The following is a 20,136-nucleotide window of genomic DNA, read 5'->3' as shown; positions in this document are numbered from 1 at the left end:
TGACCCTCTCCCCAAAGGGGAGAGGGGATGATATTCTGCCCGCGCTATTTAAGGGGGCAGCATGCTTAACATCGTTCTATTCGAACCAGAAATTCCACCTAATACCGGCAACATCATCCGCCTGTGCGCCAATACCGGGTTCCGTCTGCATATCATCGAGCCAATGGGCTTTACGTGGGACGACAAGCGCCTGCGCCGCGCCGGGCTGGATTACCACGAATTCACCGCCGTGGTGCGCCATCAGGATCTGGCTGCCTTTATGGACGCGGAAAAGCCGGAGCGGATCTTTGCCCTGACAACGAAAGGCACGCCTGCCCACAGCGCCGTGAGCTATCAGAAAGGGGATTATCTGCTGTTTGGCCCGGAAACGCGCGGCCTGCCGGCCACCATTCTTGATGCCCTGCCTGCTGAACAAAAAATTCGTATTCCGATGATGCCGGACAGCCGCAGTATGAACCTGTCGAATGCGGTGTCGGTGGTGGTGTATGAAGCCTGGCGCCAGCTGGGATACCCTGGCGCGATATTACGTAGCTGATTTCTTGCCGGGTGGCGCTTCGCTTACCCGGCCTACAGGTTAAATCCCGTCGCCATACTCAAAGGTATGGTGGATACCGTTGAAGAACTGATCCATATCCATCGCCGGTTTATCGCTGTCCGGCCTGCCGACGATACGTGCCGGAACGCCTGCGGCGGTGGTATGCGGCGGGACAGGTTGCAGCACCACCGAACCGGCGCCAATCTTCGCGCCGCGCCCAACTTCGATATTGCCGAGGATCTTCGCGCCTGCGCCAATCATCACCCCTTCACGAATTTTCGGGTGACGGTCACCGCTGGTTTTCCCGGTCCCGCCCAGGGTAACGGACTGCAGGATTGAGACGTCGTTTTCAATCACCGCCGTTTCACCCACCACAATACCCGTTGCGTGGTCGAGCATGATGCCGCGGCCAATCTTCGCCGCCGGGTGAATATCCACCTGGAAGCTCACCGAGACCTGATTCTGCAAGAAGATGGCCAGCGCGCGGCGACCTTCGTTCCACAGCCAGTGGCCGATACGGTAGGACTGCAGGGCGTGGAAACCTTTCAGATAGAGTAATGGCGTGGAGTATTTGTCCACCGCCGGGTCGCGGTTGCGTACCGCCTGAATATCGCAGGCGGCGGAGGCGATCATCTCCGGGTCAGCCGCATAGGCCTCTTCCACCACTTCACGGATGGCGATTGCCGGCATGATCGGTGAAGCCAGTTTATTGGCGAGCATATAGCTCAGGGCGCTGCCGAGATTTTCGTGCTTGAGTAGCGTCGCGTGGTAGAAGCTGGCCAGCATGGGCTCACAGTCAGCCAGAGCCCGGGCTTCGGCTTTAATATTGTTCCAGACGATATCCAGTTCTTCACACGGCATTGCTTACTCCAGACGTAATAATAATGACCGGCCAGTTCTTTGCCAGCCGGGTCATTCAGGGGACAACGCTTTCCTGCGGTTAACGGCTGCTACGCTCGTCCTTGCGTGCACGACCTAATAAGGTCAATGCTGCCTCGCGCGCATTTTTTCCGCAATACAATACCTGATAAATTTCCTCGGTTATTGGCATTTCGACACCAAAGCGGTGTGCCAGCTCGCGGACTTCTTTGGTATTGCGGTAGCCTTCCACCACCTGGCCGATCTTCTCCTGCGCGCCGATCACATCCATGCCCTGGCCGAGCATCATGCCAAAACGACGGTTACGGGACTGGTTGTCGGTACAGGTCAGCACCAGATCGCCTAACCCTGCCATCCCCATAAAGGTGGCCGGTTCGGCACCGAGCGCCGCGCCAAGACGGGACATTTCAGTTAAACCACGGGTGATCAGAGCGGTACGTGCGTTGGCGCCAAAGCCGATGCCGTCGGACATGCCCGCGCCGATAGCGATAACGTTCTTCACCGCACCGCCCAGCTGTACGCCGATAAAATCGGGGTTGCTGTAAACGCGAAAGCTCTTACCGCAGTGCAGCAGCTGCTGCAGATCGTCAGCGAAGGCCTCATCGGTCGAGGCAAGTGAAATGGCCGTCGGCAGCCCTGCCGCCAGCTCTTTCGCAAAGGTTGGGCCGGAGATCACCGCCAGCGGAATGGCATCGCCCAGCGCTTCGCGGGCGACATCCTGTAACAGGCGTCCGGTTTCGGCTTCCAGCCCTTTAGTCGCCCATACCACACGCGCATCGTCACGCATCAGCGGTTTAATCTGTCGCAGCACCTGGCCAAACACGTGGCTTGGCACCACGATCAGAATATTGCGGCTGGCGGCAAGCGCCGTCGCAAGATCGCTTTCAAGATGCAGTGAGTCAGGGAAAGGCACATCGGGGAGGAACGCGACGTTGCAGCGATCGGCTTGTAACGTCGCGATATGTTTGGGATCGTGGCCCCAGAGAACCACTTCGTGTCCATTTCTTGCCAGGGTGATGGCAAGAGCGGTGCCGTAAGAGCCGGCACCGATCACAGTCATTGACGCATTGACAGTACTCATCAGGCATCCTGATGTTGTTCAGTACCTTCGCCAGCTTGCTGCTGCAGATAGTTCATGAACAGCGCATCGAAGTTCACTGGCGCAAGGTTCAGTTGCGGGAACGTACCACGGGAAACCAGGCTGGTGATGCATTCGCGGGCATACGGGAACAGAATGTTCGGGCAGTATGCGCCCAGGCAATGCGCCATCTGATTACCTTCGATGCCGCCGATAGAGAAGATGCCGCCCTGCTGTACTTCACACAGGAATGCAGTCTCTTCGCCCAGAGAGGCGGTTACGGTAACACGCAGCACGACTTCATACACATCTTCCGCCAGCTGGGTGGAAGCGGTATCCAGATCAAGTTTAACCTCTGGCTGCCAGTCTTTCTGGAAAACGTGCGGCGCATTAGGTGCTTCGTAGGAGACATCTTTGGTGTAGATGCGCTGGATCTGGAAAGTCATCTCGGTATTATTTTGTTCTGACATGGAAAAGCCCTTTTTAATTGTCCTAAAACGCCTTAGCGCAGCAGCGGATCGAGTCCACCACGCGCGTCAAGCGCATACAAGTCATCACAGCCACCAATGTGCTGCGCATCGATAAAAATCTGCGGAACCGTCGTACGGCCACTACGTTTAATCATCTCTTCACGCTTTGCAGCGTCGCCATCAATCGGCAGTTCCTGGAAGGTAACGCCTTTGCTGTCCAGCAGCGCTTTTGCACGATGGCAGAACGGACAGGTCGCTTTGGTGTAGATCTCGATATTGGCCATGTTCAGACTCCTGTTTACTTACCGCGAACCAGAGGCAGATTTTCGCCGCTCCAGCCAGAGATACCGTCCTTCAGGACAGTGACTTTCTCAAAGCCAGCTTTGACGAGCGTGTTTGCGGGCTCCTGAGCCTGCATACCGGTGCCGTCAACGACAATAATCGGTTTATCTTTATGCTTTTCCAGTTCGCCAAGGTTATTAGCTTTGATGTCGGTCGGCAGCAGGTTAATCGCCCCTGCAATATGGCCTTTGCGGAAATCATCGCGCTGACGCAGATCGACAACCACTGCATCTTCTTTGTTGATAAGACGCGTTGCTTCGCCGCGGTTGATCACCTTCACTTTCGAGGTGAGGCCTTTGAACGTGGTGAAAAGTACTGCCGCCAGTAGACCAATCCACGCGATACAAAGTATGGGGTGGCGGCTGACAAATTGCATAATTTCTTGCATGGGGGGTAACGACTCCCGACTAAGTGAATAAAAAACCAGGACAGGAGTATACCTGTGCGTTGTGGCAAATACAGCCAGCGACAATAAGCTAATCCATTTTCTGCGTACTGCCACGAAAAAAAAGAGCAAAAATGGCCTAACCTTAGCCCTGCCCCCGCGGTTTCTTTGATCTTCTGCGGCTATTTGATCGATTCAGCTGTAGTAAAATTACGCAAATTTTTTGTCTTTTGAGCAAAGAGGTTGTCGCAATGTCGGTTTCTAAAAAACCTATGGTACTGGTGATTCTTGACGGCTATGGCTATCGCGAAGATCAGCAGGATAACGCCATTTTCAACGCTAAAACCCCGGTCATGGATGCGCTGTGGGCAAAACGTCCGCACACCCTGATTGATGCTTCCGGCCTGGAAGTGGGTCTGCCCGATCGCCAGATGGGCAACTCCGAAGTTGGACACGTCAACCTGGGCGCAGGCCGCATTGTTTATCAGGACCTGACCCGTCTGGATGTTGAAATTAAAGAACGCACCTTCTTTGCTAACCCGGTGCTGACTGGCGCGGTTGAGAAAGCGGCGGCCGCGGGCAAAGCGGTGCATATTATGGGTCTGCTCTCCGCGGGCGGCGTTCACAGCCATGAAGATCACATCATGGCGATGGTGGAGCTGGCAGCAGAGAAAGGAGCAGACAAAATCTATCTGCACGCCTTCCTGGATGGCCGCGATACCCCACCACGCAGCGCTGAATCCTCCCTGAAAGCCTTTGAAGAGAAGTTTGCCGCACTGGGCAAAGGCCGCGTAGCCTCTATCATTGGCCGCTACTACGCCATGGACCGCGACAACCGTTGGGATCGCGTAGAGCAGGCCTACAATCTGCTGGTAGAAGCCAAAGGCGAGTTCCAGGCAGATACCGCCGTTGCCGCGCTGGCAGCCGCATATGCCCGCGATGAAAACGACGAATTCGTGAAAGCGACCGTGATCCGTGCTGAAGGCCAGGCTGATGCCGCGATGGAAGATGGCGATGCGCTGATTTTCATGAACTTCCGTGCTGACCGCGCCCGCGAAATCACTCGCGCCTTCGTGAATGCCGATTTCGACGGCTTCGCCCGTAAAAAAGAGGTTAAGCTCGGCGATTTCGTGATGCTGACCGAATATGCCGCCGACATTAAAGCGCCATGCGCTTATCCGCCCTCTTCCCTGGCGAACACCTTCGGCGAGTGGATGGCGAAGCACGACAAGACCCAGCTGCGCATCTCCGAGACCGAGAAATATGCCCACGTTACCTTCTTCTTTAACGGCGGCGTAGAAGAGTCCTTCAAAGGCGAAGATCGCATCCTGATCAACTCCCCGAAAGTGGCAACCTACGATCTGCAGCCAGAGATGAGCTCCGCCGAGCTGACCGAGAAGCTGGTTGCTGCTATCGAAAGCGGCAAATACGACGCCATCATCTGTAACTACCCGAACGGCGACATGGTGGGCCATACCGGCGTAATGGAAGCGGCAATCAAAGCCATTGAAGCGCTGGATCTGTGCATTGAACAGGTTACCAAAGCGGTGGAAGCCGCAGGCGGCCAGATGCTGATCACCGCTGACCACGGTAACGCCGAGCAGATGCGCGATCCGGCCACCGGCCAGGCGCATACCGCGCATACTAACCTACCGGTACCACTGATTTATGTCGGTGATAAATCCGTGAAATCCGTTGATGGCGGTAAGCTTTCGGACATCGCCCCGACCATGCTGACCCTGATGGGCATGGAAATCCCGCAAGAGATGACTGGCAAGCCGCTGTTCATCGTGGAATAATCCCTCCCCATGAGGGGAAAGGCGATTGTTTCATTCACATGGGTCGTGAAGCCGTTACGGTTATCAGTCAGGCCTTTACTGTACGCCAGCGCACTCAGCGCTGGCGTATTGTTGTGCGCGGCATCCGCCCAGGCGGACGAGCGCGATCAGCTCAAAAGCATTCAGGCGGATATCGCCGCTAAAGAGCGGGCGGTACGCCAACAGCAGCAGCAACGCTCGTCGCTGCTTGCGCAACTCAAAAAGCAGGAAGAGGCCATCTCCGCGGCCGCACGTCAGCTACGTGAAACCCAGAACACCCTCGCCCAGCTCAATAAACAAATAGACGAGATGAATGCGTCTATCGCCAAACTTGAGCGCCAGCGCGCGGCTCAGGAGCGCAACCTTGCGGCGCAGTTAGACGCAGCCTTTCGCCAGGGCGAACACACCGGCGTTCAGCTGATCCTCAGCGGTGAAGAGAGCCAGCGCGGCCAGCGCCTGCAGGCCTATTTCGGTTACCTCAACCAGTCCCGCCAGGAGACCATCGCCCAGCTGAAGCAGACGCGCGAAGAGGTCACCACGCAAAAAGCGGAGCTGGAAGAGAAACAGAGCCAGCAGCAGACCCTGCTCTACGATCAGCAGGCGCAGCAAGCCAAGCTGGAGCAGGCGCGCAACGAACGTAAGAAAACCCTTGCCGGTCTCGAATCCTCCATTCAGGAAGGTCAGAGCCAGCTGAGCGAAATGCGCGCTAACGAATCGAAATTGCGCAACAGCATCGCCCGTGCAGAGGCAGCAGCGAAAGCGCGCGCCGAAAGAGAGGCCCGCGAAGCGCAGGCCGTGCGTGACAAGCAGCAGGAAGCCTCCCGCAAAGGCACCACCTATAAACCGACCGAAAACGAACGTTCGCTGATGTCCCGCACCGGCGGCTTAGGCTCACCGCGCGGCCAGGCCTACTGGCCGGTACGCGGTTCTATTCTGCATCGCTATGGCGAACAGCTGCAGGGTGAGCTACGTTGGAAGGGGATTGTGATCGGTGCATCGGAAGGCAGCGAAGTCAAAGCTATCGCCGATGGCCGGGTGATCCTCGCCGACTGGCTACAGGGCTACGGCCTGGTGGTGGTGGTAGAGCACGGTAAAGGCGACATGAGTCTTTACGGCTACAACCAGAGCGCGCTGGTCAGCGTTGGTACCCAGGTGCGGGCCGGTCAGGCTATCGCCCTTGTGGGCAGCAGTGGCGGTCAGGGCCGCCCGTCACTCTATTTCGAGATTCGTCGCCAGGGTCAGGCGGTCAATCCACAGCCGTGGTTGGGAAGATAAGTTTTGCTTCAATTTCGTCGTATGGTTTTTCCCCTCGTCAGCGCACTGGCGCTGGCGATGCCGGTTTACGCAGGTAAACTCGCTATCGTTATCGATGACTTCGGTTATCGTCCACACACAGAAAATCAGGTCCTGGCGATGCCCTCAGCCATCTCTGTCGCCGTCCTGCCGAACGCGCCTCACGCGCATGAAATGGCCACCAAAGCCCATAACAGCGGGCATGAAGTGCTGATCCACTTGCCGATGGCGCCGCTCAGTAAACAGCCGCTGGAAAAAGATACGCTACGCCCGGAGATGACCAGCGACGAGATCGAACGCATCATCCGCGAAGCCTATGGCAAAGTCCCTTATGCCGTGGGGCTGAATAACCATATGGGCAGCGCCATGACCTCCAGCCTGTTTGGCATGCAGAAAGTGATGCAGTCGCTGGCGCGCTATAACCTCTATTTCCTGGACAGCATGACCATTGGCAACAGCCAGGCGATGCGCGCCGCGCAGGGCACCGGCGTGAAGGTGATTAAGCGCAAAGTGTTCCTCGATGACACGCAAAACGAAGCCGATATCCGCTTCCAGTTTAACCGTGCCGTACAGGTGGCCCGCCGATCGGGTTCGGCGATCGCCATCGGACATCCTCACCCGTCCACCGTTCGCGTGTTGCAGCAGATGCTGCCCAACCTGCCTGCGGATATTACCCTGGTACCGGCGAGCAGCCTGCTCAATGAGCCGCAGGTGGATACCTCCCGACCGGTCAGCACGCCGCCCGCTGGCGCTGCGCCTGGCACAAAACCGCGTAACCCTTTCCGTGGCGTGACGCTCTGTGCGCCTAAACAGCCGCCAGAGCCGGTTTACGTCACCCGCTACTTCTCGGTGATTAGCGAAAGCATCAGCCAGAGCACGCTGGTGAAATATGTTCAGTTGCAGTGGCAGGGCTGGGGTAAGAAAAGCTAATCCCGCCTCAGGCGGGATGGCCTACTCAATGACACGAGAGTCCGCGGGCTTTTTTTTGTCCGCGGACGCTTTTTGCTCCTGGTGTTGATACCAGGCTTTGAAATATTTCAGGAAGCTATAAAAGGTAGCGTAGAGACCGGTCACCACCCCCACTCTTCCCTGACGCCACGCGCCGCTAAACAGATACCACTTAAAGAACGCGCCGATGGCGCTGATGACGCCACGGGCAATCGATGGCCTTATGGTCTGGTACTTCACCAGACGGCTGGTGTAGCTGTTGAGCTTGTTGAACACCTCATGCAGGGAATAGAAGGTGTCATGCCGAACGCGGCCCGGTATTTTCGCCGACTGGATCACCCCTTCCACTTTGTCATCCACCGGACGCTGATTAAAACGCGCCTGAGTCCGGTTAAACAGCCGCACCGGGAAATCAGGTGAGGAGATGGGATAAATGGTGCGCACCTCTTCCCCCAGCACATGCCAGTAGCGGGCGATACGCCATGCCAGCTGTGGGTGGGGTTCATCACCTGCTTTCAGACGCAGGATAAAATCCACGGTCTCCGCATCCAGAATTTCATCGCTATCCATGCATAACACCCAGTCATTGCTCGCCAGATCGATGGCGTGATTCATCTGTACGCCATGCATGGCATAGGGGTGGTGATGAGGGGTGATGCCATACTCCTGGCAAATCGCTAATGTGCCGTCGTGACTGCCTGAGTCGAGAACAATGATTTCATCGGCGACGACGATCAACGGAGGCAGCACTTCACGGAGCAGCCGGGCGGAATTACAGGTCAACAAACAAACGGTGAGCTTGAACATATGCGCTGTAAAGTTAAGTAAACCTTAGCCAACTCTATAAGCGCAGGGCGAAAAAAGCGAAGAAAAGTTAGTATCAATCCGTTTGTGGACGTAAAAACGTGAGACCAGCGAAAAAAAGCGCCCGCAGGCGCTTTCTAACTTAATCCCAGCTCAGAATAACTTTTCCTGACTGGCCGGAACGCATCGCGTCAAAGCCCTGCTGGAACTCATCGATGGAGAAACGATGGGTGATAATCGGAGAGAGATCCAGACCCGACTGGATCAGCGCTGCCATCTTGTACCAGGTTTCGAACATCTCACGGCCGTAAATACCTTTGATGAACAGCCCCTTGAAGATCACTTTATTCCAGTCGATGGACATATCCGACGGCGGAATACCCAGCATCGCGATACGGCCACCGTGGTTCATGGTGTCGAGCATAGTGCGGAACGCCGGTGGCGCACCGGACATCTCCAGACCGACGTCAAAGCCTTCGGTCATGCCCAGCTCTTCCATCACGTCGTTCAGGCTCTCTTTAGAGACATCCACCGCACGGGTAACGCCCATTTTACGCGCCAGCGACAGACGGTATTCGTTCACGTCGGTGATCACCACGTTACGTGCACCGACGTGCTTCGCCACGGCTGCTGCCATGATGCCGATTGGGCCTGCACCAGACACCAGCACATCTTCGCCTACCAGGTCAAAGGAGAGCGCGGTGTGTACCGCATTACCGAACGGGTCGAAGATGGAGGCGAGATCGTCAGAGATATTGTCCGGGATTTTGAAGGCGTTGAACGCCGGGATCACCAGGTATTCTGCGAAGCAGCCCGGACGGTTGACGCCCACACCTACGGTGTTGCGGCACAGGTGGGTACGGCCACCGCGGCAGTTACGGCAGTGGCCGCAGGTGATATGGCCTTCGCCAGAGACGCGATCGCCAATTTTGAAGCCTTTTACTTCCTGGCCAATGCCTACCACTTCGCCAACATATTCGTGGCCCACTACCATCGGCACGGGGATAGTTTTCTGCGACCACTGGTCCCAGTTGTAGATATGCACGTCAGTGCCGCAGATGGCGGTTTTACGGATTTTAATCAGCAGATCGTTATGACCGACTTCCGGCTCTGGAACGTCGGTCATCCAGATGCCTTCTTCCGCTTTCAGTTTGGATAGTGCTTTCATTATGCGTCCTCAGGCAATCACGCCCAGTTGTTTGCCGATGCGGGTAAAGGCTTCCACCGCACGCTCAATTTGTTCAGGAGAATGCGCCGCAGACATCTGGGTGCGGATACGCGCCTGACCTTTTGGCACCACCGGGAAGAAGAAACCGGTGACGTAAATCCCCTCTTTCTGCAGCTCACGGGCAAAGTTCTGCGCCACGACGGCATCGCCCAACATCACCGGGATAATGGCGTGATCGGCACCGGCCAGGGTAAAGCCAGCGGCGGTCATTTTTTCGCGGAACAGACGGGCGTTAGCCCACAGTTTGTCGCGCAGATCGGCGCCGGACTCCACCATCTCCAGCACTTTAATGGAGGCGGAAACGATGGCTGGCGCCAGGGAGTTGGAGAACAGGTACGGACGGGAACGCTGACGCAGCCACTCCACCACCTCTTTACGCGCGGCGGTGTAGCCGCCGGAGGCACCACCCAGCGCTTTACCCAGCGTACCGGTGATGATATCCACGCGGCCCATGACGTCGCAGTATTCGTGGGAGCCGCGACCGTTTTCGCCGACAAAGCCGACGGCGTGGGAGTCATCGACCATCACCAGCGCATCGTATTTGTCCGCCAGGTCGCAGACGCCTTTCAGGTTAGCGATCACGCCGTCCATCGAGAAGACGCCGTCGGTGGCGATCAGCACATGACGCGCGCCAGCCTCGCGGGCCTCTTTCAGACGGGCTTCCAGCTCAACCATATCGTTGTTGGCGTAGCGGAAACGCTTCGCTTTACACAGACGCACGCCGTCGATGATGGAAGCGTGGTTCAGGGCGTCGGAGATAATGGCATCTTCCGCGCCGAGCAGGGTCTCAAACAGACCGCCGTTGGCGTCGAAGCAGGAGGAGTACAGAATCGCATCTTCCATTCCGAGGAAGGCGGCCAGCTTGCTCTCCAGCGCCTTATGGCTGTCCTGGGTACCGCAGATGAAACGCACGGAGGCCATGCCAAAACCGTGGGTGTCCATGCCCGCTTTCGCCGCGGCAATCAGCTCAGGGTGATTCGCAAGACCCAGGTAGTTGTTGGCGCAGAAGTTGATCACCTGGCTGCCGTCGGCAACGGTGATATCTGCCTTCTGAGCGGAGGTAATGATTCGCTCTTCTTTGAACAACCCTTCCGCCCGCGCGGTTTCCAGGTCACTGTTTAACTGTTTATAAAAATCACCACGCATTGCAATTCTCCAGACTCGGCAAATTTCGGCACATATTACCCAAAGCTATACCCCGATACGAGATGACGCTTTAACAGTTATCGTTTTTGCAGCATAAATCACGTGTACCCCTGCGCTAAGTCGGTGAATGGCTGAAGGGTGGTCATACTAATGATATGATATGAATATCAGTGCCCGGGATTGTCCCCGGGCTCCACACTTCAAAGGTTACAGTTATGATTATCGTTACCGGCGGCGCGGGCTTTATCGGCAGCAATATTGTTAAGGCTCTCAATGACAAAGGCATCACCGACATCCTGGTGGTGGATAACCTGAAAGACGGCACCAAGTTCGTTAACCTGGTGGATCTGAACATTGCCGACTACATGGATAAAGAAGATTTTCTGATCCAGATTATGGCGGGCGAAGAGTTCGGCGATATCGACGCAATCTTCCATGAAGGTGCTTGCTCCTCCACCACCGAGTGGGATGGCAAGTACATGATGGACAACAACTATCAGTACTCCAAAGAGATCCTGCACTACTGCCTGGAGCGCGAAATTCCGTTCCTGTACGCCTCTTCCGCGGCGACCTACGGCGGGCGCACCTCAGACTTTATCGAGTCCCGCGAATATGAGCAGCCGCTGAACGTCTACGGCTACTCCAAGTTCCTGTTCGACGAATACGTGCGCCAGGTGCTGCCAGAAGCGAACTCCCAGATCGTCGGTTTCCGCTACTTCAACGTTTACGGACCGCGCGAAGGTCACAAAGGCAGCATGGCGAGCGTGGCATTCCACCTCAACACCCAGCTGAATAATGGCGAAAGTCCGAAACTGTTCGAAGGCAGCGATGGCTTCAAGCGTGACTTCGTCTATGTGGGCGATGTGGCGGCAGTGAACCTGTGGTTCTGGGAAAACGGCGTCTCCGGGATCTTCAACCTGGGCACTGGCCGCGCAGAATCCTTCCAGGCGGTGGCTGACGCCGCGCTGGCGTATCACCAGAAAGGCACCATTGAGTACATCCCGTTCCCGGACAAGCTGAAAGGCCGCTATCAGGCATTCACCCAGGCGGATCTGACCAACCTGCGTGCCGCTGGCTATGACAAGCCGTTCAAGACCGTTGCCGAAGGCGTAACGGAATATATGGCCTGGCTGAACCGCGACGCGTAAGTATGAAAATTTTGGTGGTAGGCCCGTCATGGGTGGGCGACATGATGATGTCGCAAAGTCTCTATCGCACGCTCAAGGCGCGCTATCCCCAGGCGATAATTGACGTGATGGCACCCGCGTGGTGTCGTCCGCTGTTATCGCGGATGCCGGAAGTGAACGAAGCGATCCCGATGCCGCTCGGCCACGGGGCGCTGGAAATTGGCGAACGCCGCAAGCTCGGCCATAGCCTTCGCGACAAGCGCTACGATCGCGCTTATGTACTGCCGAATTCCTTTAAATCTGCCCTGGTTCCCTTCTTTGCGGGCGTTCCGCACCGCACCGGCTGGCGCGGCGAGATGCGCTACGGCCTGCTGAATGACGCGCGGGTACTGGATAAAGAGGCCTGGCCGCTGATGGTAGAGCGCTACGTGGCGCTGGCCTACGACAAAGGGGTGATGCGCAGCGCGAAAGACCTGCCGCAGCCGCTGCTGTGGCCGCAGCTTCAGGTTAACGAGGGTGAGAAATCCCAGATCTGCAATACTTTTGGCCTGCAGGCCGATCGCCCGATCATCGGCTTCTGCCCGGGCGCGGAGTTCGGCCCGGCGAAGCGCTGGCCGCACTATCACTACGCTGAGCTGGCGAAGCAGCTGATCGACGAAGGCTATCAGATTGTGCTGTTCGGCTCGACGAAAGATCACGAGGTGGGCAATGAAATCCTCGCCGCGCTGAGCATCGAGCAGCAGGCCTGGTGCCGCAATCTGGCCGGGGAGACCCAGCTGGAGCAGGCGGTGATCCTGCTGGCAGCCTGTAAGGCAGTGGTCACGAACGACTCCGGCCTGATGCACGTTGCCGCAGCGCTGAACCGCCCGCTGGTGGCGCTGTACGGCCCGAGCAGCCCGGACTTCACGCCGCCGCTGTCGCATAAAGCGCGCGTGATCCGCCTGATCACCGGCTACCACAAAGTCCGTAAAGGTGACGCCGCTGAAGGCTACCACCAGAGCCTGATCGACATCACTCCGCAGCGTGTCCTCGACGAGCTTAACGAACTGCTGTTGAGCGAAGAAGGATAACGGATGCGGGTATTGATCGTTAAAACCTCCTCAATGGGCGATGTGCTGCATACCCTGCCCTCGCTCACTGACGCCATGCAGGCTATTCCGGGTATCCGTTTCGACTGGGTGGTGGAAGAGGGTTTCGCCCAGATCCCCACCTGGCATGCTGCCGTAGATCGGGTTATACCGGTGGCGATCCGCCGCTGGCGCAAAGCGTGGTTTTCCGCACCGATTAAGGCCGAGCGTAAGGCCTTTCGCGACGCGCTGCAGGCCCACCATTACGATGCGATCATCGACGCCCAGGGGCTGGTAAAAAGCGCGGCGCTGGTCACCCGGTTGGCCCACGGCATAAAGCACGGTATGGACTGGCAGAGCGCCCGTGAACCGCTGGCGAGCCTGTTCTACAATCGTCGCCACGCGATCGCGAAGCAGCAGCATGCCGTGGAGCGCACCCGGGAGCTGTTCGCAAAGAGCCTTGGCTATGCAAAACCGCAACTGCAGGGGGATTACGCCATTTCGCAGCATTTCCTGCACGATGCAAAGCCACACGCGCCTTATCTTATCTTCCTGCACGCCACCACCCGGGATGACAAACACTGGCCGGAAGCCCACTGGCGCGATCTTATCGGCCTGCTGAGCAGTGCGGGCCTGCGCATCAGGCTGCCGTGGGGCGCCCCGCACGAAGAGGCGCGGGCGAAGCGTCTGGCGGAAGGCTTTGATTACGTGGACGTGCTGCCCCGGATGAGGCTGGATGGCGTAGCGCAGCAGCTGGCGGGCGCGACGGCGGTGGTGTCGGTGGATACCGGTCTCAGCCACCTGACGGCGGCGCTGGATCGTCCTAATATTACGCTTTACGGCCCGACGGACCCGGGTCTGATTGGCGGCTATGGCAAAAATCAATATATCTGCCGCCCGGAACATTCATCGCAGCTGAGCGACCTTTCCGCCGCTGCGGTTTTTGCGCAATTAGAGCCGTTGCTGGCAGCAGAGAGAGCCTATGTCTGATTTTTTCTCAGCGGAGCGCCCACCGAAGCGCGTGCTGATCGTAAAGCTGCGTCACCACGGTGACGTCCTGCTGACCTCGCCGGTCTTTACGGTACTGAAAACGAACTATCCCGATGTGGAAGTGGATGCCCTGGTGTATGACGACACCCAGGCGATGCTCACCAGCCATCCGTTTATCGACCAGGTGCATACCATCGGGCGTAACTGGCGTAAAAAGGGCTGGTTCGCGCAGTTCCGTCTGTATCGTGCGCTGCTGAAGACCCTGAAAGCGCGTCAGTATGACGTGCTGATCAACCTCACCGAACACTGGCACGGCGCGCGTCTGGCGCGCCGTCTGAAGCCGCGCGTCTCCGTCGGCTTTAAGCCCGATAAACGCGGCGGACTGGCGCGTCGCCGCTGGGTGAAATCCTTCACCACCCTCTACCCGGCGATCCAGGATAACAGCCGCCATATGGTGGAGGTGAATCTCGATGCGCTGCGGCGGATCGGCATCCATCCCCAGACCGATGCAGACAAGCACACCCTGTTTGTACCGGGCGATGCGGCGGAAGCGTCGATTGCCGAAAAACTGGCCGGCTTTGGGCTGAGCAGCGGCTCTTACATTCTGGTGCACCCCACGTCGCGCTGGATGTTTAAGGCCTGGGATATCCAAAAGCTGGCGGCGACCATTGATAACCTGGCGGCCCGCGGCCTGCCGGTTATCCTCTCCGCCGCGCCGTCAAAAGAAGAGACCGACTATATGGATGCGCTGCGGGCTGCGCTCACCCAGCCGGTGTTTGATTTAAGCGGTCAGCTAAACCTGAAAGAGCTGGGCGCGCTGATGAAGCACGCGCGGATCTACTTCGGCGTTGACTCCATGCCGATGCACCTCGCCAGCGCGGTGGGCACACCGACCGTCGCCATCTTCGGCCCGACCGGAGCGATTAAGTGGGCGCCGTGGGGAGTGAACTACCGCGTGATTGTGGCTGGGTTTACCTGCCAGCCGTGCGGTAAAGCGGGCTGCGGCGACAGCGGCGTCTCCGACTGCATTACGGCGATCACCCCGCAAATGGTGCTGAGCGCCATCGATACGCTGCTGCTGGAAAACCCGGCATGAAGCTCGCTATCGTCCGACAGACCTATAACCCCAACGGCGGCGCGGAGCGCTTCGTCTCCCGCGCGCTGAACGTGCTGGCGCAGGATACGGCTCTCGACGTCACGCTGATCGCCCGCCAGTGGGAGGATGCCGCCGGCTGGAAAACGCTGACGGTTAATCCATCATTCCGTAACCGTCTCGATCGCGAGTCGGGTTTTGCCGACGCCGCGGCGGCGCAGTTTACGCAGTTCGATATCGTGCAGAGCCACGAACGTATTCCCGGGGCGACCATCTTCCGCGCCGGGGATGGCGTACACGCAACCTGGCTTGAGCAGTACAACCGCATCCAGTCGCCGCTGGCGCGCTGGGCGCAGTCCCTGAGCCGCTACCATCGCTATATTTTGCGGGCGGAAGCGCAGATGTTTACCCATCCTGCGCTGCGCAAAGTGATCTGCAACTCGAAAATGGTGCGGGACGATATCGCCCGCCGTTTTGGCCTGGCCGATGACAAGCTGACGGTGATCTACAACGGTGTGGATACGACCCACTTCAGCCCGGATGTGCGCACGCTCTCCCAGCGGGACGTCCTGGGTATTCCGCAGCATGCGCCGGTTCTGGCCTATGTCGGCTCCGGCTTCAGCCGTAAAGGGGTGGCGACGGCGCTGCGCGCCATTGTGCCTCACCCTGAGGTCTGGCTGCTGGTTGCCGGGCGGGACAAGCACGCCCACAAATTCGAAAAGCTGGCGCAGACGCTCGGCGTCGCTTCCCGGGTGCGTTTTCTGGGGCCGGTCGCCGATGTGCGCCAGGTCTACGGCACCGCCGACGCGCTGATCCTGCCGACGCTCTACGATCCCTTCCCGAATGTCTGTGTCGAAGCGCTGGCCTGCGGCCTGCCGCTGCTCACCAGCCATGGCTGCGGCGCGGCAGAGTGGATTGAAGAAGGGGTGAACGGCTGGGTGCGCGACGCGCTCGACAGTGACGGATATCAGCAGGCGATAAGCCTCTGGCTTCAGGGCCGTGACCAGGGTGTGGATTATTCAGCAGCAGCACGCGCTACTGCTGAGCCTTATACCCTGGAGCGGATGGCGAAAGCGCTGCAGGCGCTCTATCGCGAACTGCTGCGTTGAGCCGCGTTGGAAAAGACCTTTTCCATTGAGGCAAGCATACATTCACGAGTGAAATGGCGGCACAGGTAATCATAGCCCTGCTGCGCCAGCGTTTGGCGCAGCAAAGCATCCTCATACAGTTTCACAATCGCCTCGCGCAGCGCCGTTTCATCGCGCTGGGCGATCAAAATACCGGTTTTGCCGTCGATCACGGCATCTGCCGTGCCGCCCGCATCGGTGGCGATGGTGGCGATCCGCGAGGCCAGCGACTGCAGCACCCCCTGCGGGACGCCTTCCATATCGTGCGACGGGCTAAGCGCAACATCAAACGCCGGGAACCAGCGCTCAGGATCGCTCCGGTGCCCCGCCATCACTACGCGCGCCTGTAATCCCAGGTCGATAATCTCCTGCTCCAGCGTCGCTTTATGCGGCCCCTCTCCCACTATCGCCAGTTTGATCTGCGGATGATCAATGGCGGCCAGGGCGCGTAGCAGTACGCTATGGCCTTTATTAGGCCGCAGATGTGACACCACCCCCAGCCAGAAATCCCCCTGCGACAGGCCGCAGTATGCGCGGGCCTGTTGCTTATCCGCCGGATGAAAACGCTGCGTATCCACGCCACTCGGTACAGATGTACTTTGGTTCATCGGCACGCCGATATCGGCCATCTGCTGGCGTAGCGCCTCCCCGGTAGTGACGATATGCGAACAGGCTTTACGAAACAGCCAGCGGGTAGTCCAGTTGTTGCGCGGCACGCCGGAAGCATGGCGGGTACGCACCAGCGGCACCGGGTTTGAGAGGGTAAGATTGGCCAGCGCCACCAGCCAGGTATCGGCGGAATTATGACTATTTATGACATCAATGGATGAACGGTTCTCTTTCAGCCAGCCGCGCAGCTGCTGCAGGTTCTGAAGGTTCTTGCGCCGAAGCGGCATGGTGACCACCGTTAACCCGGCATCGCGCGCCAGGCCATGCAGCGGCGCACTCTCCGGGCAAAGTATGGTCACCTGATGGCCACGCTGAATCATCCCAAGGGACTCATTAATAATGCGTAACGGCTGGCCGCCCTTACCCCCGTCGGCTTCAGTGTGAACAATATGCATACTTTTCCTGGTTATTGTGCATTAGCTGGCATAACAACAAATTATATACGTTACAGCCCCGGTAATACATAAAGCCCAGGCACTGGAAAGCGTGATATGGATTATTCTTGCTTACAAACATTGTCCTTCTGTAGGTCAGGTATTTGTGATAATTTTCTCTGGCTTTTTATTTCCCACTGAAAAACCGTGGAAATCACTCACTGCCTTGTTAACCAGCCGGTCAAGAACCGAAAAATCCTTAACCAGCCCAAAAAATATGACAAATACTCGTAACATTCTGACAGGCCTGTTAGTCCTTGCTGTACTGGCCTTATGTTTTGTCTGGCCTATTCCTAACGATCAGCTGCCGTTTCACCGTAATGGTTTGATTTATCCCATTGTCGCGGTCGCTCTTGGTCTCTTTTTTAGCAATAACGCAACCAGACAACGGCTGAATTTAAGCAAAATTAAGTTCGTTCTTATCGTGGTATGGGCGTTAACTTTCTTTATTGTGATTAATGGTTTTTTTGTCGCACCAGATATTAAAGAGATGGTTTCTGCCTGGAGCGGTCAGTGGCTACGCCCGGTATTACTGTTCTGTGCAGGGCTGGTATTATTACCGGCGATCCAACGAACCTATCCCTCCATCACCGCCGCCCGCTTCTTTACGCTGGTGATCCTCTTTTTCTGGGGCGTGGTCTGCGTTCATTTGCTGGATTCACTCTGGCTCTACTGGCGCGACGGCTATATACACTGGGGTGAAACACGGATTGTTTATAACCGCACCCGCATGAGCTTCCAGGTCAACATGATCACCGGCTTTTTGATGGCCGAGCTGCTGGCGCGTGGTCTGTTGCATCAACGCTTCCTGCGCCTGAAAACCTCAGTACTGGCGTTAATGCTGTTAAGTAATCTGGTGTGTACCGCACTGGTGGACACCCGCTGGGGCACCATCGGTCTGGTCGGCAGCATTTTCTCTACCTTTATCCTGCTGAGCATGCACAACATGCGGCGCAGCCGGGTTATCGTTACAGGTGGCATTCTTGTGGGCATTACTATTGCCTCGGTGTTACTCGGTTACGCTTCCTGGAAAACAGACCCACGCTGGCAAAATCTGGAAAGTGATGCCATAGCGGGCTGGAACGCTCCCTTTACTAGCTTTTGTTACAATAAAACAGACGGAACGGTACCGGTTAACAGTCTCGGTGTACCTATGAACCATTCCAATGGTTGTCGGGCCAGCTTTTTCCATCAGGGCTGGAAACTGATTGCCGAACATCCGGCAGGCATGGGGGCCAGAAAAGAGGCCTTCCGTTATGTATTACGCCGGGATACCCAGGATAACCGTATTAATATCCCCCATAGCCACTACGGCCTGATCGAATTTGGTATTCAGAATGGTGTGATAGGTATCGCCGGCTGGCTGATCCTGCTGGTGGGCTGCTGGTATATCGGCTGGCGGGAGTTTCGTCGCGGCAACATGATGGTGGGGATGTTCCTGCTGCTCTTTACCGTCGGCTTCTTCTGCCGGACCATGGTCGATCACAACCTTAAAGATCACTACCTTGAGCAGTATATGCTGCTGACCGGCCTGCTGGTTGGTATGTGCGCCCTACGCCCTGCACCGACCGAGAAGTTAACATCCTGATGAAGACGTCACGCCAGCGGTGTTTAACACCCTGGCGTGGAACGCTTTAGCCTGCCGGCTGTCGAAATGCCGTTGCATGTGATGGTTATACCCTTTTATTGTTGCGTATTTTTACGGAGAAAGCATGTCTGAAACGCCTCAATTAAGTCTCATCGTTGCCGTTTATAACGGCGAAAAATTCCTGAGCGCTTTTTTTGACAGCATTAAACAGCAGAATTTATCCAGTCTGGAATTGATTATTGTTAATGACGGATCGACGGATCGCTCAGCTGAAATTATTTCCCGCTACGCCAACGAATTTACCCATTTTAAGGTTATCGACCAGGCTAATGGCGGCGTATCAGCCGCGCGCAACACCGGTCTGGCCGCGGCGGCCGGCGAATACGTTGCCTTCCCGGATATTGATGACGTTATTTACCCTGGCATGTACCCGCGCCTGCTGGAGATCGCCTTTGCGGGCCAGCTGGATGTCGCGACCTGCAACGGCACCTATATTTATGACGATGGCCGTCCGTCGAAAAAAATTTTCCCGTCCGATAAGCTGGCCTCCACTGGCGTACTGGATGGCCCCGAATGGTTGCAGATGGCGCTGGCCTCGCGCAAATTCCTGCATGTCACCTGGCTGAATATTTATCGCCACGCCTTTATCAAGGCACAGGGTTTTACCTTCGAACATGGCCTGCGCCATCAGGATATCCCCTGGACCACGGAAGTACTGCTGACCGCGAAACGGGTGCAATACATTGACGAAGTCTATTACGACTATCTGATCCACTCTGCATCGGTCTCCCATACGCCAGGTACCGACGACACCCGCATGCGTTCGTCACGTCACTATATGAAGATCCTCGAAATGCTGGACGCCATCAATAAGCGCTACCCGGAGCAGGTAAAGCGTGTCCCGGCCTGTCAGTGGCAAATCGCCAAAGAGGGTTTGGGTATTTTGCATAGCATTAACAATATCGAAGACAGCGCGAAGAAACGCGAAATTACTCAGGAACTGTTCGATCGCGGCATCTGGTCGATGATCTGGCAAAACGCGCGCGGCTTACGCCAGCGCTGGCGTCTGGGACGTCGTTACTTCCGCCTTAAGAAAATCATCGGCTAACGGATATT

20 protein-coding genes are annotated in these 20,136 nt (G+C 57.0%); 11 read left to right on the top strand and 9 right to left on the bottom strand.

The window, feature by feature from the left end:
* The first annotated feature begins 61 nt into the window (after positions 1–61).
* Positions 62–535, top strand: coding sequence for a tRNA (uridine(34)/cytosine(34)/5-carboxymethylaminomethyluridine(34)-2'-O)-methyltransferase TrmL (trmL, locus tag B3X29_RS20825; RefSeq protein WP_159340405.1), 474 nt, complete (start codon positions 62–64; stop codon positions 533–535).
* A 39-nt stretch (positions 536–574) separates the two neighbouring features.
* Here the strand turns inward: trmL and cysE are convergent, their stop codons facing one another.
* The 5 genes from cysE to B3X29_RS20800 form a co-directional block, all read right to left on the bottom strand.
* Positions 575–1,396: a serine O-acetyltransferase gene (gene cysE, locus B3X29_RS20820; RefSeq protein ID WP_159340406.1), complete on the bottom strand. Its 822-nt coding sequence runs from the start codon at positions 1,394–1,396 to the stop codon at positions 575–577.
* A 79-nt stretch (positions 1,397–1,475) separates the two neighbouring features.
* Complete coding sequence (gpsA, locus tag B3X29_RS20815) at positions 1,476–2,495, bottom strand: NAD(P)H-dependent glycerol-3-phosphate dehydrogenase (protein ID WP_159340407.1); 1,020 nt, start codon at positions 2,493–2,495, stop codon at positions 1,476–1,478.
* Positions 2,495–2,962, bottom strand: a complete 468-nt coding sequence (gene secB / locus B3X29_RS20810) for a protein-export chaperone SecB (RefSeq protein WP_032615746.1) — start codon at positions 2,960–2,962, stop codon at positions 2,495–2,497. The genes gpsA and secB overlap by 1 nt, the downstream gene beginning before the upstream one ends.
* Before the next feature lie 32 nt (positions 2,963–2,994).
* The gene (grxC, locus tag B3X29_RS20805) at positions 2,995–3,246 is read right to left on the bottom strand and encodes a glutaredoxin 3 (RefSeq protein ID WP_103177738.1); all 252 of its coding nucleotides are present in this window, start codon (positions 3,244–3,246) and stop codon (positions 2,995–2,997) included.
* A 14-nt stretch (positions 3,247–3,260) separates the two neighbouring features.
* On the bottom strand, positions 3,261–3,692 hold the full coding sequence (locus B3X29_RS20800) for a rhodanese-like domain-containing protein (protein WP_103177737.1): 432 nt from the start codon (positions 3,690–3,692) through the stop codon (positions 3,261–3,263).
* Positions 3,693–3,940: 248 nt separating this feature from the next.
* On the opposite strand from B3X29_RS20800, the gene gpmM reads away from it, so the two are divergent.
* From gpmM to B3X29_RS20785, 3 genes are read left to right on the top strand one after another with little or no spacing between them, the layout of a single operon-like run.
* Positions 3,941–5,488, top strand: a complete 1,548-nt coding sequence (gene gpmM / locus B3X29_RS20795) for a 2,3-bisphosphoglycerate-independent phosphoglycerate mutase (RefSeq protein ID WP_156653693.1) — start codon at positions 3,941–3,943, stop codon at positions 5,486–5,488.
* Between the two features lie 9 nt (positions 5,489–5,497).
* The gene (envC, locus tag B3X29_RS20790; RefSeq protein WP_103177735.1) at positions 5,498–6,781 is read left to right on the top strand and encodes a murein hydrolase activator EnvC; all 1,284 of its coding nucleotides are present in this window, start codon (positions 5,498–5,500) and stop codon (positions 6,779–6,781) included.
* A gap of 3 nt (positions 6,782–6,784) precedes the next feature.
* Positions 6,785–7,729 (top strand): divergent polysaccharide deacetylase family protein, encoded by a 945-nt coding sequence (locus B3X29_RS20785; RefSeq protein ID WP_103177734.1) that lies wholly within the window; start codon positions 6,785–6,787, stop codon positions 7,727–7,729.
* 21 nt (positions 7,730–7,750) lie between these two features.
* On the opposite strand, the gene B3X29_RS20780 is transcribed toward B3X29_RS20785, so the two are convergent.
* The 3 genes from B3X29_RS20780 to kbl all read right to left on the bottom strand — a co-directional run bounded on the left by B3X29_RS20780 (position 7,751) and on the right by kbl (position 10,925).
* The gene (locus B3X29_RS20780; RefSeq protein ID WP_103177733.1) at positions 7,751–8,554 is read right to left on the bottom strand and encodes a glycosyltransferase family 2 protein; all 804 of its coding nucleotides are present in this window, start codon (positions 8,552–8,554) and stop codon (positions 7,751–7,753) included.
* A gap of 139 nt (positions 8,555–8,693) precedes the next feature.
* Entirely contained in the window at positions 8,694–9,719 is a 1,026-nt protein-coding gene (tdh, locus tag B3X29_RS20775) for an L-threonine 3-dehydrogenase (protein ID WP_103177732.1), read from the bottom strand.
* A 9-nt stretch (positions 9,720–9,728) separates the two neighbouring features.
* A complete protein-coding gene (gene kbl / locus B3X29_RS20770) occupies positions 9,729–10,925 on the bottom strand; it encodes a glycine C-acetyltransferase (RefSeq protein ID WP_159340408.1) in 1,197 nt (398 codons plus the stop codon).
* A 215-nt stretch (positions 10,926–11,140) separates the two neighbouring features.
* On the opposite strand from kbl, the gene rfaD reads away from it, so the two are divergent.
* Genes rfaD through B3X29_RS20745 form a run of 5 tightly spaced genes read left to right on the top strand, consistent with a single transcriptional unit; the run spans position 11,141 to position 16,311 of the window.
* Positions 11,141–12,073, top strand: a complete 933-nt coding sequence (gene rfaD / locus B3X29_RS20765; RefSeq protein WP_103177730.1) for an ADP-glyceromanno-heptose 6-epimerase — start codon at positions 11,141–11,143, stop codon at positions 12,071–12,073.
* 2 nt (positions 12,074–12,075) lie between these two features.
* Positions 12,076–13,122, top strand: a complete 1,047-nt coding sequence (rfaF, locus tag B3X29_RS20760) for an ADP-heptose--LPS heptosyltransferase RfaF (protein WP_290567310.1) — start codon at positions 12,076–12,078, stop codon at positions 13,120–13,122.
* Positions 13,123–13,125: 3 nt separating this feature from the next.
* Entirely contained in the window at positions 13,126–14,109 is a 984-nt protein-coding gene (rfaC, locus tag B3X29_RS20755; protein ID WP_103177728.1) for a lipopolysaccharide heptosyltransferase RfaC, read from the top strand.
* Positions 14,102–15,205 (top strand): putative lipopolysaccharide heptosyltransferase III, encoded by a 1,104-nt coding sequence (rfaQ, locus tag B3X29_RS20750; RefSeq protein WP_103177727.1) that lies wholly within the window; start codon positions 14,102–14,104, stop codon positions 15,203–15,205. The genes rfaC and rfaQ overlap by 8 nt, the downstream gene beginning before the upstream one ends.
* Complete coding sequence (locus B3X29_RS20745) at positions 15,202–16,311, top strand: glycosyltransferase family 4 protein (RefSeq protein WP_103177726.1); 1,110 nt, start codon at positions 15,202–15,204, stop codon at positions 16,309–16,311. The genes rfaQ and B3X29_RS20745 overlap by 4 nt, the downstream gene beginning before the upstream one ends.
* Here B3X29_RS20745 and B3X29_RS20740 read toward each other — a convergent pair.
* Positions 16,290–17,393, bottom strand: coding sequence for a glycosyltransferase family 4 protein (locus tag B3X29_RS20740; protein WP_103177725.1), 1,104 nt, complete (start codon positions 17,391–17,393; stop codon positions 16,290–16,292). The two genes, B3X29_RS20745 and B3X29_RS20740, sit on opposite strands and share 22 nt — an antisense overlap.
* Positions 17,394–17,649: 256 nt before the next feature.
* Between B3X29_RS20740 and B3X29_RS20735 the strand changes: the two genes are divergently transcribed.
* Positions 17,650–19,020, top strand: coding sequence for an O-antigen ligase family protein (locus B3X29_RS20735; RefSeq protein WP_159340409.1), 1,371 nt, complete (start codon positions 17,650–17,652; stop codon positions 19,018–19,020).
* Positions 19,021–19,144: 124 nt separating this feature from the next.
* Positions 19,145–20,128, top strand: coding sequence for a glycosyltransferase (locus B3X29_RS20730; RefSeq protein ID WP_103177723.1), 984 nt, complete (start codon positions 19,145–19,147; stop codon positions 20,126–20,128).
* Positions 20,129–20,136 lie beyond the last annotated feature (8 nt).

Source organism: Leclercia sp. UBA5076 (assembly GCF_002416465.1).
Taxonomy (GTDB): Bacteria; Pseudomonadota; Gammaproteobacteria; order Enterobacterales; family Enterobacteriaceae; genus Enterobacter.
This window is presented reverse-complemented; position numbering and strand designations above follow the sequence as displayed.